Origin of the sequence: Williamsia serinedens, from assembly GCF_024171725.1 — a bacterium.
Classification (GTDB): Bacteria; Actinomycetota; Actinomycetes; order Mycobacteriales; family Mycobacteriaceae; genus Williamsia_A; species Williamsia_A serinedens.
Genome location: NZ_JAMTCG010000003.1, coordinates 252,541 through 266,274 on the forward strand (window position 1 = coordinate 252,541; position 13,734 = coordinate 266,274).

The following is a 13,734-nucleotide window of genomic DNA, read 5'->3' on the forward strand; positions in this document are numbered from 1 at the left end:
CCATGACGACCGAGGTGCTCGGCCCCGGCCGCAGCGCCGTCGACGTCCTGGGCGCACTCGCCGATCACGCACGGCGACATCGGTTCCCACCACCGGCGGCGCTCGTCGGCGACTGGCTCGGAGCCGATGCGGTGATCGCGCCGTCGGTGGACATCACCGCCGGGCGCGGACCGTCGTCGCGGCCGGATCGGTTCTGGTTCGGTGCGCTCTCGTTCCCGGACCGTCTCGACGAGGCGCGGCTCCCCGCCGTCCTCGGCGGCACGTGCGACGGTGTCCTGCTGCTGCGGGACGGCGACTGGTCGTGGCACTCGACAGGTGACCGATGCCCGGATCTGCTGCGCGACAGCGTCGTCGGCGATCCCGTCCCCGTCGGACAGTGGGACGCGACGTGGCGTCCCCCCGACCGCGACCGCCACGAGTGGGCGATCCGCGAGTGCCTCGAGGCGATCGCCGCGGGTGAGATCTACCAGGCCTGCGTGTGCAGTCGGTTCACCGGCGACCTCACCGGGCAGCCCGTCGACGTCTTCCGCAGCGGCGTGCAGCAGATGGCGCCGCGCAAGGCCGCGTTCCTGTCCGGGCACTGGGGTTCGGTCGTGTCCTTCTCGCCCGAGACCTACCTGCGGCGCCGCGGCGAGATGGTGACCTCGAGCCCCATCAAGGGCACCCTCCCGCTCTCCGACGACCCCGCCCTCCTGCGCGCGTCGACGAAGGACGTCGCCGAGAACGTCATGATCGTCGACCTGGTCCGCAACGACCTGGGCCGCGTCGCGGTCCCCGGCAGCGTGACCGTCCCCGAACTGCTGTCGGTGCACGCGGCGCCCGGTGTCTGGCACCTCGTCTCGACCGTGGCCGCCCACGTCCCCACCGACGTTCGCACCGACGCCCTGCTGGAGGCCACGTTCCCACCCGGCTCGGTCACCGGGACGCCGAAGCTGCGGGCGCGAGAGATGTTGTCCGGCTGGGAGGCCGACGCCCGCGGGGTCTACTGCGGCGCGATCGGCGTGCGGTCGCCCGACGGTGACCTCGACCTGTCCGTCGCGATCCGCACCGTCGAGGTCACACCCGACGGTCGGATGGGCCTCGGCGTCGGCGGCGGCATCACCATCGACTCCGATCCCGCCCACGAATGGCAGGAGTGCCTGGACAAGGCGGCGTCGATCGTCGGGTTGCGCGATCAGCGCGCGGCGAGGACCGCCTCGTAGAGGTCGCGGCGCGAGACACCCGCCCGCCCGGCCACCTCCGCACACGCGTCCTTGAGCCGCGCTCCGTCGGCGACGAGCGCCTCGACCTCGTCGACGAGGTCGGTCGGGTCGGCCGGCGCCGCGGTCGCGCCCTCCACCACCACGGTGATCTCGCCGCGCACCCCGTCGGCCGCCCAGGCGACAAGTTCGGCGAGGGTGCCGCGCCGAACCTCCTCGTAGGTCTTCGTCAGCTCACGGCAGACCGCGGCGCGACGGTCGGGGCCGAGCACCGCGGCCGCGTCGTCGAGGCAGTCGGCGAGGCGGTGCGGCGACTCGAAGAACACCACGGTGCGGGGTTGGTCGACGAGTTCGCGGAGCCACGTGCGCCGCGCCGACGGCTTGCGGGGCGCGAACCCGTCGAAGCAGAAGCGTTCGACGGGCAGGCCCGACAGCGCCAGCGCCGTCGTCACCGCCGAGGGTCCGGGCAGGCAGGTGATCGGCAGACCCGCCTCCACGCACGCGACGACGAGTCGGTAGCCGGGGTCGCTCACCGACGGCATGCCCGCGTCCGTGACCAGCAGGACCCGCAGGCCCGCGGCGACGTCGTCGACGAGCGCCGGGGCACGACGCTCCTCGACCTGGTCGTAGTAGCTGACGACACGCCCGCTGATCGTCACGCCGAGCGCGGCGGCCAGCGCACGCGTGCGGCGTGTGTCCTCCGCTGCGACGACATCGGCGCTGCTCAGTGCCTCGCGCAGCCGGGGCGAGGCGTCGTCGGCGCGACCCATCGGCGTCGCGGCCAGGATCAGACAACCCGGACGCGCGGCCGGGTCGGCGTCGCCGTCATCCGTGGTCCCCATCGTCGGACAGCCTACGATCGTGCGGGTGAGCACCGCCGCACCCGTCGACCCCCGTGGTCTCGTCGACGCGTCGGAGCTCCTCGACGGGCGCGGGCAGACCGAGGACCTCGGTGCGCGCCCCGGCCCGTCGGTCCCGCCGCCCGTGTTCGGCGCCACCGACACCCGCCGCGGGTGGATCATCGCCGCCGTCCTGACCGTGATCGCCGCGATCACGCGGTTCTGGGGACTCGGCCACCCCACCGACAACGGCACACCGGTCTTCGACGAGAAGCATTACGTCCCCCAGGCGTGGCAGGTCCTCACCGGCGGCAACTGGATCGAGGACAACCCGGCCTACGGGCTCGTCGTCCACCCGCCGGTCGGCAAGTGGATCATCGCGCTCGGTGAGGGGATGTTCGGGTACACACCGGTCGGGTGGCGGTTCGCGTCGGCCGTCCTGGGCACGCTCATGGTGCTGATCGTCTTCCGCATGACCCGGCGGCTGTCGCGCTCGACGCTGATCGGTGCGATCGCCGCGGTGTTCCTCATCTGCGACGGCGTGACGTTCGTGTCGTCGCGTGTCGGCATGCTCGACATCGTCCAGATCTTCTTCCTGCTCGCGGCCATGGCGACGCTCATCGCCGATCGCGACCAGATGCGTGCACGCATGCACCGGGTGTGGACCGAGGGACGGATCGCCGACACACCGTTCGGCCCCCGGCTGGGGTTCCGCTGGTGGCGGTTCGCGACCGCTCTCCTGCTCGGCCTGGGCTGCGCGACGAAGTGGTCGGGGATCTACTTCGTGCTCTTCTACCTGCTGCTGTCGCTCGGCTTCGACGTCGCCAACCGTCGCGCCTACCACGTGCAGCGACCGTGGATGGGCACGGTGCGGCGCGACGTCGTCCCTGCCGGCTTCAGCCTCGCGGTCACGCCGATCCTCGTGTACCTGGCCAGTTTCGCGCCGTGGTTCGCCGGCGAGACGTCGGTGTACCGCTACGCCGTCGGCAATCAGGTCGGCTACGACGGGGCGTTCTCCTGGGTGCCCGGGGCGTGGCGATCGCTCTGGTACTACGAGGCCGGGATTCTCAAGTTCCACGAGGGCCTCACGAACTCCGCGGGCAACCACCACCCGTGGGAGTCGAAACCGTGGACGTGGCCGATGAGCCTGCGCCCCATGCTCTACGCGGTACAGAACGGGCCCGACCAGTGCGGCGGCGGCGAGTGCATCCGCGTCCAGATGCTCATCGGCACCCCGGCGATGTGGTGGCTGGCGTTCCCGATGCTGCTGTGGGGGCTGTGGCGGTGGATCGCTCGCCGCGACTGGCGCTACGCCGTCGTGCTCGTCGGGTACGGCGCCGCGTGGCTGCCCTGGTTCGCGAACCTCGACCGCCAGATGTACTTCTTCTACGCCACCGCGATGGCGCCGTTCCTGGTGATCGGGTTGGCGTTGTGCGTCGGCGACCTGCTCGGCGCCGACGGGCGATGGCGGTCGTTCGGGCGGGAACGACGGATGCTCGGCGTGGCGCTGGCATCGGTCTACATCGGCCTGGTGATCACGAACTTCATCTGGATGTGGCCGATCCTCACCGGCGGCCCGCTCTCACTCCGCGAGTGGAACCTGCAGATGTGGTTGCCCAGCTGGCGCTGACCGCCCGCCTCACCCCGGCGCCATCGCCCCGGAACCATCCGTCCGACCCCGGCTCCACCCCGTCAGCCCCATCAGCCATCTTATGGGCGCCAGGAACCATCTGTTGGGCGCCAGGAACCATCTGTTGGGCGCCAGGAACCATCTGTTGGGCAGGTGGAACCGGTGGTTGGGCATTTGGATCACGCTCAGGCGCCGCGGCCGCCCAACGAACGGTTCCGGGTGCCCAACGAACGGTTCCGGGTGCCGGGCAGACGGGTTGTCGGCGGCGGGCGTGCCGTGTCAGTTCGGCGGGATCGCCCCGCGGAGGGTGTCGGTCGACCCGACGTCGGAGGCGACGTAGATCTGGTCGAGGCTCGTCTGCACGTCGAAGAACGCCAGCGGCAGGTTCTTGAGCCGGTCGTCCTGCGCGCGGAACAGCACCTGCCGCCCGGCGTAGCGCGTCTCGGTGTTCACGATCTGGTTCTTGTCCGTGCCGACGGGGTTGAAGATCATCGGGCTGATGAACGGGGTGCCGCCGCGCACCGGGAAGCCGTCACGGATCGGCGGCCCGCTCACCGAGATAGCGGCCACCGACTGCCCCGTCCCGCCGGTGACGTTGCGAGGCCCGTACAGCAGCACCGAGTAGGTCGGGCCGGTGCCGCGGCCGAAGCCCGGGAAGCCGCGCAAGGTCAGGGTGATGTCGAGACGCCCCGCAGCCCGGTCGTAGTCGACCGTCGCCGACCGCAGGTCGACGCTGCCCGGCGCGGCCTTCACCGGCGACGGCACCGTCACCGACCCGGCGGACGCCGGGGCCGCACCCACCGCGACGCCCGCGGCGACGAGGACTCCGGCGAGAGCTGTGGTGGACCACCGTGCGGTACGACGCATCGAGACTCCTGTGAGATCCGCCGCCGGGATGCGGCACTGTGACGAGTATCGCATCCCGGATCAACGATCCTCCGCCGAGTCAGCCCGTCGGCCGGCGCCCGCCCGTCAGATCTTGTCGGCGGGCGGCGGCGGGTCGAGCAGGGACGCGTCGACGGGGACGCTGCCCGACGGCAGGACGTCGGTCGTCGGGTCGGTCGCGGCGAGGGTGTTCGCGTGGACGCGGACCTTGTCGTCGATGCCCTCCGCGCGCTGCCGCGCGGCGATGATCAGCGGGTCGCGACGGAGGTCCAGGAAGAGCGACACGCACATCGCGATCATGACGATGACGAAGGGCAGCGCCGCGATGATCGCCATCGTCTTGATGCCCTCGAGTGCGTCGTCGCCGCTGACCCACAGCAACAGTGCCGCGACGGCACCGGTCAGGACACCCCAGAAGACGGTCACGCTCCGCGACGGTTCGGCACGTCCCCGCTGCGACAGCGTGGCCATCACCAGCGAGGCGGAGTCCGCACCCGACACGAAGAAGATGGCGACCAGCACCATCACGAGCACCGAGGCGATCCCGGCGAGCGGCAGGTTGTTCAGCATGTCGAACAGCTGCGATTCCTCGTTCTCGCTGTTCGACAGGCCCTTCCCGGCCATCTCCTGACTGATGGCGGTACCGCCGAAGACGGCGAACCACACCAGCGAGACGGTGGTCGGAACGATCATCACGCCGATGACGAACTGACGGATGGTCCGGCCGCGACTGATCTTGGCCAGGAACATGCCGACGAACGGGGTCCAGGAGACCCACCACGCCCAGTAGAAGATCGTCCAGCCCGACAGCCACTCCTGGCCGGCGGCGTCGGTGGTGGCGGCGCTGCGCGCGGCGTCGGACGTGATGTCGTTGAGGTAGCTGCCGATGGACGTCGGCATGATGTTCATGATGAAGACCGTCGGCCCGACGACGAACACGAAGAGCGCGAGCACGATGGCCAGCACCATGTTGATGTTCGACAGCCACTGGATTCCCTTGGCCACACCGGACACGGCCGAGGCGACGAATGCCGCTGTGAGCACCGCGATCACGGCCACGAGCAGGTACTTGCCGCTCTCCCCGACCCAGTCCAGTTCCTCGAAGCCCGAACCGATCTGTGCCGCACCGAGTCCCAGGGACGCGACGGTGCCGAACAGGGTGGCGAAGATGGCCAGGATGTCGATGACCTTGCCGCCCCAGCCGTTCGCGCGATGGCCGAGCAGCGGGGCGAACACCGCGCTCATCAGCTGGCCGCGACCGCAGCGATAGGTGCTGTAGGCGATCGCCAGGCCGACGACGGCGTACATCGCCCAGGGGTGCAGACCCCAGTGGAACATGGTGGTGGCCATGGCGACACCCACGTCGCGCGCGTCGGTTCCGGGCGGCGCGTTGACGTAGTGCGTGAGCGGTTCGTAGGCGCCGTAGAACATCAAGCCGATGCCCATGCCGGCGCTGAACATCATCGCGATCCAGCTGATGGTGCGGTACTCGGGCTTCTCGCCGTCACGCCCGAGGGGGATCTTCCCGTACTTGCTGACGGCCAGGAAGATCGCGAACAGCACGAACGCCGTCGCCGCGAGGATGAACAGCCAGCCCAGGTTGTCGGTGATGCCGGCCAGGACCGACGCCGTGCCCTCCTTCAGGCCCGACTTGTCGACGATCCCCCAGACGAGGAACGCGACGACCAGCACCGCGGTGACACCGAACACGACGACGTCGACACCGGCACGTCGCCGACCGGTGGGCGGTGTGGGCGGGGCTCCGGCGGTGTCACCGTGCTCTCCGGTGGCGGGGGTGGGTGTCGTGACTGCCATGGCCTTCACTCTCGCAAGGAATCGGCCCAACCGCCAAAAGATCACACAAAGGACATTCAGGCGTTACCCGACATCCGCGCAGCGCACACGCGCGTCAGGGCCGGCGTCGCACCGCGGCTGCCAGCATCGATGTGATCTCGTCGTCGGCGATCCCCAGCGCCCGCAACGCGGCGACGTGCTCGGTCGTCGCCCGTTGCGCCTGGTCGCGCGCCGAGTCCGACCGGGCGGCGACGAACGAGCCGTGCCGTCCGCGCGTCTCGATCACCCCGGCGGCCTCGAGTTCGCGGTAGGCGCGGGCGGCGGTATTGGCCGCGATCCCCAGCGCGTCGGCGAGCGCGCGAACGGTCGGGAGCCGCGTGCCCACGATGAGGTCACCGCGCGCGACGAGCTCCATCACCCCGCGTCGGACCTGCTCGAACGGCGGTTCCGACGACGACGGGTCGATGGTGATGTCGAGCGCCACGGCTACGCCCCCGGGAGCGGGTCGCGCGTGACCGGGCAGGACATGCACCGTGGGCCGCCGCGGCCGGACCCGAGCTCGCTACCGGAGATGGTGAGCACCTCGATCCCCGACTGCGACAGCCGACGATTCGTCTCGACGTTGCGGTCGTAGGCGACGACCACCCCCGGGGCGATGGCCAGGGTGTTGTTGCCGTCGTCCCACTGCTCGCGTTCCGCGGTGACGGGGTCGAGCCCGGTGTCGATGACGCGGAGCTTCCCGATCCCCATCGCGTCGGCGGCGGCCTCGACGAACGGTCGGGGCCCGCTGACCGACCCGGCGTCGCGGGTGATGATGAAGGCCGAGAGGGTGTCGTGGACAGCCGGGTACATGACGACGGCGTCGGTGTCGACCATGGTGCAGACGGTGTCGAGGTGCATCGACGCGCGCCGCTGCTCGATGGGCACGGCGAGCACGGTGTGCGCCAGTCCGTCGTCGAACAGACTGTGCGCCAACGCCTCCGCGCCGGCCGGTGTGGTGCGTTCCCCCACCCCGACGGCGACCACCCCCGGCGCCATGAGCAGCACGTCGCCACCCTCGACGGGCGCCGAGTGGGACTCGTAGGCCCGACGGGCACCTCGGAACCGGGGATGGTGGGCGTAGACGATGTCGGTGAGCGAGGTCTCCCGGGACCGGGCGGGCAGGGCGAGGCTGGTGATGGCGAACCGAGGCCCGATCCAGAACGAACTGTCGCGGGTGAACAGCAGGTTCGGCAGCGGGTCGATGGCGAACTCGACGCCGTGGTGCATGCGCCGGACCAGTGACGTGCGTGCCGCGGCGGGACTCTCGGGGAGTTCGTCGAACGTCATCCCGGCGGTGAGCACCGAGACGAGTTCGACGGCGTCGACGCCCCGTAGGTACGCCGCGAGCTCGGCGGCGAGATGGGGGCCGAGACGGCGCGCGCTGACGGCCGCGGCGATCCCCTGCATCCGCGCCGCGCCGCTGGCCTGCATGGTCTCGATCAACAGGTCACCGAGCAGCAACACCTCGACGCCGTGGTCGCTCAGCAGCGCGGCGAAGGCGTCGTGTTCCTCCTGCGCCCGGTCGACCCAGGGCAGACCGTCGAACAGCAGCTGGTCGCTGTTGCGCGGGGTGAGGCGGCGGAGTTCGTCACCGGGCCGGTGCAGCAGCACGGTGCGCAGGCGACCCACCTCCGAGTCGGCACCCGGGGGCGTCGGTGTCGACGGCTCGGTCTCCATGGACCCACGGTAGTGGCCGCGTGGGGTGCCTGTCGGGGTTCACACGCCGTCGGTCGCCGACGGCGACGCGGCTCCCGACCGGACCGGCGCCGTCTCCCGGGCGACCGACCAGAATCCCAGGGCGACGAGCGGGACGACACCGGTGAGCAGGAACGCCGGACCGAAACCCGCGCTCTGCGCGACGTATCCGGCCACGACGGGCCCGCTCACCGCGCCGATGTCGGAGGTCATCTGGAACGCCGCGAGCGCGGTGCCGCCCTGCCCGCGCACCGACAACAGGTCGGCGAGCGACGCCTGGTGCGTCGGCGCGAACAGCCCGGAGCCGATCCCCGCCGCGAAACTGAGCAGGCCGGCGAGCACGATCGTCCCGCTGAAGCCGAGGACGAGCGTCGACGCCGCCATGATCGCGAGACCCGGCAGCATCAGGGGTTTGCGCCCGAACCGGTCCGAGAGACGTCCCGCCGCCAGGATCGCGACGACGTTGCCGGCGGCGTAGACGGCGAGCAGCACCCCGGCCAGCGCGGGCGACTCGTCGAGACCGTCGGCGTCGACGACGAACAGCGGGACGAGCGCGACCCGCACACCCATCGAGGCGAACCCCTGGGTGAAGTTCGAGGTGAGGATCGCTCGATAGGCGCTGTCGCGCAACGCCTCGACGAACGACAGGGGCTCGACCACGGGCGCCGACGCGTCCACGACGGGTCGCCCACCGACGCCGCGCAGGAGTGTCGCGACGACCAGCGAGGCGACGATCAGCGCGATCGCATAGACCACGAACGGCATCCGTAGCCCGAACCCGACCAGCGCGCCGCCGATCAGCGGCCCGGTGATGCTGCCCATGAGGAAACCCGCGCTGAAGAACCCTGACGCGCGGCCGCGGATCTCGGCCGGGGCCAACCGGATCAGCAGCGCGAGCGCGGAGACGGTGAACATCGTCGAGCCGATGCCGCCGGCCGCGCGGAACAGCAGCAGCTGCCAGTAGGACTGGGCGAACGCGCACGCCAGCGTCGATGCGGACACGATCACCAGGCCGGTCAGGTAGATCCGACGCTCCCCCAGCCGCGACACCAGCCGCCCACCGACGGGCGCGAACACCAGCCGCATCGCGGCGAAGGCGGACACGATCACCGACGCCGCGCCCACACCCACGTCGAAGCTCCGGGCGAACGCGGGCAGTGCCGGCGCGATCAGCCCGTACCCGAGCGCGATCACGACGTTGGCCGACAGCAGGACCCAGATCTCGCGGGGGATCGCGCGCATCAGATGGTCCCCGTTCGGATTCGGCGCAGGACATGGTGACGGGGATCGTCGACAGGGTTGTCCGGCGGGATGTCACCGGATGCGACGATCACGAACCCGGCCTTCTTCAGCGTCCGCCACGACGCGCGGTTGGCCGCGACGACCGGCACGAGGATCTCGGTCGCCTCCGGGTACCGGGAGAAGGTGTCGTCCACGGCAGCGGTGACCATCCGCGGTCCGAGTCCGCGCCCACGGTCGGTCTCGGCGCCGATCAGGTAGTCGAGACACCACGCCGTCGCCGGTACGGGTCCCACGATCGGTTCGAGCGCTGCGACGTCCTCGGGGAGATCGCGGATGCGCGACCGCTGGAGCAGTCCGACGGCGCGGCCGTCGATCTCGACGACGAGATCCTCCCCCGGCTCGGTGCCGTCGATCTGCGGTCCGAAGTCCTTCTCGACCGCCGCGTCGGTGTGATCCTGGAACCACCAGCGGTGCACACGATCGTCGGCGAGCCAGCGCGCCAGCATCGGGAAGTCCGTGCGGGTGAGCGGTCTGAAGGTGATCGCCCCGGGCACGTTCTCTCGACGGGGGGATCCACTCACCCCTCGATGGTCGGGCATCGGATCACCGCGCTCCAAACTCCTCCCCGCGACCAGCGACGATGGGGTGCCTACGATGTCCCGATGCCGCTCTCCCTCACCCGTGCCGCGACCGTCGTGTCGGTGCTCGCCCTGTCCGCCCTCGCCGCGTGCGCACCGGCCTCGGAGTCGTCCTCCCCGGCCGCGTCGTCGTCGGTCGCGCTCACCGACTGCACGCCCTCGACGCTGAAGGTCATGACGCCGGGCAAGCTCACCGTCGCCACCGACGACCCCGCCTACGAGCCGTGGTTCTCCGACAACGACCCCACCAACGGGCGCGGGTTCGAGTCCGCGGTGGCCTACGCCGTGGCGGCCAAGCTCGGCTTCGCCCGGGACGCGGTCACATGGACGAAGGCCGGGTTCAACCAGGTGATCCAACCGGGGCCGAAGAACTTCGACGTCGACATCAACCAGTTCTCCATCTCCACGCAGCGCGAGAAGGCGGTCGACTTCTCCGCGCCCTACTACCGGGCGGCGCAGGCGATCATCACGCTCAAGGACTCCCCGTTCGCCGGGGCGACGTCGCTGTCGGCCCTGAAGAACGCGCGACTGGGCGCGCAGATCGCGACCACGTCCCTCACCGCCATCGACCAGATCGCACCGACGAGCAAACCCCTCGTTTACGACGACACCTCGAAGGCGGCGCAGGCTCTGCAGAACCGGCAGGTCGACGCGATCGTCGCCGACCTGCCGACCGCCTACTACCTGACGTCGGCCGAACTGACCGGCGCGACGATCGTGGGTCAGTTCCAACCCACCCGCGGTGAGCAGGAGCAGTTCGGCATGCTGCTGGCCAAGGGCAGCCCGCTGACGTCGTGCGTCAGCGCCGCGGTGAACGCGCTCCGCGCCGACGGCACCCTCGCCGCACTGCAGAAGCAGTGGCTGAGCCAGGCGACCGACGTCCCCGAGCTGCGGTGACCGACACCTCCACCGAGCCCCGCACGCCGAGCGCCCGCCGGCTCGAGCGCGACCGGTTCCGGCGACGGCGCACGCGGACCCGCGCGACGATCGCCGCCGTCTCGACCGTGGTGGTGCTCGGGGCACTCGCGGCGCTCGTCGTCACCTCACCGGGGTGGGACCGCGTGCAAGCCACGTTCTTCAGCCCGTCCGACGCGGCGGCCGCCCTGCCCGACGTCGCCGAGGCGTTCTGGCTGAACATCCGGCTGTTCCTGGTCGTCGAGGTCTTCGTTCTCGCGCTCGGGCTGCTGGTCGCGGTGATCCGCGTGGTCCCGAGTCCCGCGCTCGCGCCGCTCAAGGTGGTCGCGGTGGTCTACACCGACGTCTTCCGCGGCACCCCCACGCTCCTCGTGGTGCTGCTCGTCGGGTTCGGCATACCCGCACTGCAGCTCACGGGCGCACCGACGAGCCTGTTCTGGCTGGGGACGATCGCGCTGACGCTGAGCTACGGCGCGTACGTGGCCGAGGTCTTTCGAGCCGGCATCCAGTCGATCCACCCCACGCAGTGGGCGGCCGGGCGCGCCATCGGTCTGTCCTACCGCTCGACGCTGCGGTTCGTCGTGCTCCCGCAAGCAGTCCGACGGGTGGGGCCGCCCCTGCTCAACGACTTCGTCTCGTTGCAGAAGGACACCGCGCTGCTGTCGACGATCGGGCTCGTCGAGTCGCTGCGCGCGGCGCAGGTGATCTCCGGCCGCGACTTCGTCTTCACGCCCTATGTCGTGGCCGCGTGTTTCTTCATCGTCGCGACCATCCCGCTCGCGCGCGTCACCGATCACCTCACGATGCGGTCGCTGCGTCGGGAGAACGCGCTGTGAGCGACCGCGAGCTGCTGCGTCTCGTCGACGTCCGGAAGTCGTACTCCCGTCGCGGCGGACCGGATCACGAGGTGCTCGGTGGGATCGACCTCACCGTGACCGCGGGCGAGGTGGTCTGCCTGATCGGCGCGTCGGGGTCCGGGAAGTCGACGCTGCTGCGGTGCATCGACCTGCTCGACGAGGTCGACGATGGCGAGATCTGGTTCGACGGACGCGAGATCACCGACCCGCGTGTCGAACCGGACGACGTGCGGCGGCGCATCGGCGTGGTGTTCCAGGCCTACAACCTATTCCCGCACCTGACCGTCCGCGACAACATCACGCTGGGGCCCGTGCGGGTGCACGGTCGGTCACGCTCCGACGCGCGACGATCGGCCCAGGCACTGCTCGAGCGGGTGGGCCTGCCCGACAAGGGGACCGCGTACCCCGACGAGCTGTCGGGTGGGCAGCAGCAGCGGGTGGCGCTCGCCCGGGCCGTCGCCGGCGACCCCGAGCTGCTGCTGCTCGACGAGGTGACCGCCGCGCTCGACCCGCTGCTCGTCGGCGAGGTCCTGCAGGTCGTCCGCGGTCTCGCCGCCGACGGGATGACCATCGTGATGGCCACCCACGAAATGGCGTTCGCCCGCGAGGTCGCCGACCGCGTCGTGTTCCTCGCCGACGGTCGCATCGAGGAGGCGGGCACCGCCGAGCAGGTGTTCACCGCGCCGCGCAGTACCCGCACCGCCGAGTTCCTCGCCCGTTTCCGGGGAGTGTGACGATCGGGCCCGATCCGACGCGAGGTCGTCCGTCGACACCCGCGGAGGTTCCCGGGGTGCTGTTGGTGAACGCCCACCCGGACGTGTGTACTGCAGACCCTGAACCCCCGCACGACGATAGGAATCCGTTCGGTGACCTCGACCACCGCGAACACGTTCCTGAGCACAGCCCGTCGCGTCGTGACCCTCCTCGGGGAGTGGTGGCGCGATCCCGTCGACCACCTGTGGCTGCGGGCATTTCTCGAGAGCCGCGCGCTCACGGCGGTGGTGCGGGTCGTCGTCGGGGTGGTCGCCGGGTCGTTGACCGTCGCCGTTCTGCTGATGATGGCCTCGCCCGCGGGCCCCGAGGGCGTCGTCGGCTCGGTCGTCGCGATCACCTGCGCAGCGATCGGTGTTTCCTGGTTTGTCCGCTGGGTCGTCGGCGCGTGGCCGGGTGTCGTGGTGTCCTGTGCGTTCGCGGTGAGTGCGGACCTCGCGATCGGGGTCGCCTCGTCGCTCGACGCCGACCCGATGACCGGTCTCAGCGGCGCTCTCATGCTGCTCGTCCCAGGTCTCTACCTGACCGTGTTCCACGGTCCCCGTGCGGTGGTCCTCCACGCGGTCTTCTCGGCCACGGTCGTCGTCGTGGTGCTCCTCCCGCTGGTGTTCGACCCACCGACCGACGTCCCGCGCGCCGTGGCGAAAGGTGTGATGTCCGCGTCGGTGCTCGTCGTGATCCCGATCCTCTCGCACATGGGTTGGTGGCTGCTTCGTGAGGAGGCCGCCGAATCCCTCGTCGACCCGCTCACCGGCCTGCTCAACCGGCGAGGGCTTCGAGGGGCACTGCTGCGCAGAGTCGTCGAGACACCCGCGGGCCCGGGGGACGCGCTGCTGGCAGCCGTCTACGATCTCGACGCCTTCAAGGCTGTGAACGATCGCCACGGACACGACGTCGGTGATCGTGTGCTCGCCGACGTCTCACGGCGAGTCCAGGCGGCGACCCCGCACCTGATCCACGCGCGGCTCGGTGGCGAGGAGTTCGCGGCGGTCGGATTCGTCGACCGTCGCGAGGTGGAATCCGTCGCGCACCGGATGAAGGCGGCCGTCGCGGGTGCGGCGCGACCGCGTGTCACCGCGAGCGTCGGGGTCGTGGTCGTGGACAGCGCAGACGTCGTGGCCTCTCGCCTCGAGGACCTGATGGACGGGTGGATGCGGCGCGCCGACGTCGAGATGTACGCAGCGAAGAGCCGGGGTGGCGACACCGTGTCCTTCGCCGAGGAATGAC

General features: G+C 70.7%; 13 protein-coding genes. 6 read left to right on the forward strand and 7 right to left on the reverse strand.

Features of this window, described 5'->3' with window-relative positions:
* Positions 1 to 2 precede the first annotated feature (2 nt).
* Positions 3 to 1,202, forward strand: coding sequence for an aminodeoxychorismate synthase component I (locus LX12_RS08560; RefSeq protein ID WP_253654114.1), 1,200 nt, complete (start codon positions 3 to 5; stop codon positions 1,200 to 1,202).
* On the opposite strand, the gene rsmI is transcribed toward LX12_RS08560, so the two are convergent.
* Positions 1,175 to 2,041 carry a 16S rRNA (cytidine(1402)-2'-O)-methyltransferase gene (gene rsmI / locus LX12_RS08565; protein WP_253654115.1) on the reverse strand — a complete coding sequence of 289 codons (867 nt, stop codon included), beginning with the start codon at positions 2,039 to 2,041 and terminating at the stop codon, positions 1,175 to 1,177. The two genes, LX12_RS08560 and rsmI, sit on opposite strands and share 28 nt — an antisense overlap.
* Before the next feature lie 25 nt (positions 2,042 to 2,066).
* On the opposite strand from rsmI, the gene LX12_RS08570 reads away from it, so the two are divergent.
* Positions 2,067 to 3,668: a dolichyl-phosphate-mannose--protein mannosyltransferase gene (locus tag LX12_RS08570; RefSeq protein ID WP_372504966.1), complete on the forward strand. Its 1,602-nt coding sequence runs from the start codon at positions 2,067 to 2,069 to the stop codon at positions 3,666 to 3,668.
* A gap of 279 nt (positions 3,669 to 3,947) precedes the next feature.
* On the opposite strand, the gene LX12_RS08575 is transcribed toward LX12_RS08570, so the two are convergent.
* The 6 genes from LX12_RS08575 to LX12_RS08600 all read right to left on the reverse strand — a co-directional run bounded on the left by LX12_RS08575 (position 3,948) and on the right by LX12_RS08600 (position 9,907).
* On the reverse strand, positions 3,948 to 4,535 hold the full coding sequence (locus tag LX12_RS08575) for a hypothetical protein (RefSeq protein WP_253654116.1): 588 nt from the start codon (positions 4,533 to 4,535) through the stop codon (positions 3,948 to 3,950).
* 105 nt (positions 4,536 to 4,640) lie between these two features.
* Entirely contained in the window at positions 4,641 to 6,368 is a 1,728-nt protein-coding gene (locus LX12_RS08580) for a BCCT family transporter (RefSeq protein ID WP_253654117.1), read from the reverse strand.
* Between the two features lie 94 nt (positions 6,369 to 6,462).
* Positions 6,463 to 6,831, reverse strand: coding sequence for a GntR family transcriptional regulator (locus tag LX12_RS08585; RefSeq protein ID WP_253654118.1), 369 nt, complete (start codon positions 6,829 to 6,831; stop codon positions 6,463 to 6,465).
* Between the two features lie 2 nt (positions 6,832 to 6,833).
* Positions 6,834 to 8,066 (reverse strand): arginine deiminase, encoded by a 1,233-nt coding sequence (locus tag LX12_RS08590; protein ID WP_253654119.1) that lies wholly within the window; start codon positions 8,064 to 8,066, stop codon positions 6,834 to 6,836.
* A gap of 39 nt (positions 8,067 to 8,105) precedes the next feature.
* Positions 8,106 to 9,326, reverse strand: a complete 1,221-nt coding sequence (locus LX12_RS08595) for an MFS transporter (protein WP_253654120.1) — start codon at positions 9,324 to 9,326, stop codon at positions 8,106 to 8,108.
* Positions 9,326 to 9,907: a GNAT family N-acetyltransferase gene (locus LX12_RS08600; RefSeq protein WP_253654121.1), complete on the reverse strand. Its 582-nt coding sequence runs from the start codon at positions 9,905 to 9,907 to the stop codon at positions 9,326 to 9,328. The genes LX12_RS08595 and LX12_RS08600 overlap by 1 nt, the downstream gene beginning before the upstream one ends.
* 81 nt (positions 9,908 to 9,988) lie before the next feature.
* Here LX12_RS08600 and LX12_RS08605 point away from each other — a divergent pair, with 81 nt between their 5' ends.
* From LX12_RS08605 to LX12_RS22200, 4 genes are all read left to right on the forward strand, one after another.
* Positions 9,989 to 10,861 (forward strand): ABC transporter substrate-binding protein, encoded by an 873-nt coding sequence (locus LX12_RS08605; protein WP_253654122.1) that lies wholly within the window; start codon positions 9,989 to 9,991, stop codon positions 10,859 to 10,861.
* Positions 10,858 to 11,715, forward strand: coding sequence for an amino acid ABC transporter permease (locus LX12_RS08610; RefSeq protein ID WP_253654123.1), 858 nt, complete (start codon positions 10,858 to 10,860; stop codon positions 11,713 to 11,715). Before LX12_RS08605 ends, LX12_RS08610 begins: the two co-directional genes overlap by 4 nt.
* Entirely contained in the window at positions 11,712 to 12,470 is a 759-nt protein-coding gene (locus LX12_RS08615; protein WP_308213988.1) for an amino acid ABC transporter ATP-binding protein, read from the forward strand. The genes LX12_RS08610 and LX12_RS08615 overlap by 4 nt, the downstream gene beginning before the upstream one ends.
* A 132-nt stretch (positions 12,471 to 12,602) precedes the next feature.
* The gene (locus LX12_RS22200) at positions 12,603 to 13,733 is read left to right on the forward strand and encodes a GGDEF domain-containing protein (RefSeq protein ID WP_253654124.1); all 1,131 of its coding nucleotides are present in this window, start codon (positions 12,603 to 12,605) and stop codon (positions 13,731 to 13,733) included.
* Position 13,734 lies beyond the last annotated feature (1 nt).

Excerpts from the sequence above, each read along its gene's own strand:
- LX12_RS08560 (WP_253654114.1), top strand. The coding sequence starts at position 3 with ATGACGACCGAGGTGCTCGGCCCCGGCCGCAGCGCCGTCGACGTCCTG.
- rsmI (WP_253654115.1), bottom strand. The coding sequence starts at position 2,041 with ATGGGGACCACGGATGACGGCGACGCCGACCCGGCCGCGCGTCCGGGT.
- LX12_RS08575 (WP_253654116.1), bottom strand. The coding sequence starts at position 4,535 with ATGCGTCGTACCGCACGGTGGTCCACCACAGCTCTCGCCGGAGTCCTC.
- LX12_RS08580 (WP_253654117.1), bottom strand. The coding sequence starts at position 6,368 with ATGGCAGTCACGACACCCACCCCCGCCACCGGAGAGCACGGTGACACC.
- LX12_RS08590 (WP_253654119.1), bottom strand. The coding sequence starts at position 8,066 with ATGGAGACCGAGCCGTCGACACCGACGCCCCCGGGTGCCGACTCGGAG.
- LX12_RS08595 (WP_253654120.1), bottom strand. The coding sequence starts at position 9,326 with ATGCGCGCGATCCCCCGCGAGATCTGGGTCCTGCTGTCGGCCAACGTC.
- LX12_RS08605 (WP_253654122.1), top strand. The coding sequence starts at position 9,989 with ATGCCGCTCTCCCTCACCCGTGCCGCGACCGTCGTGTCGGTGCTCGCC.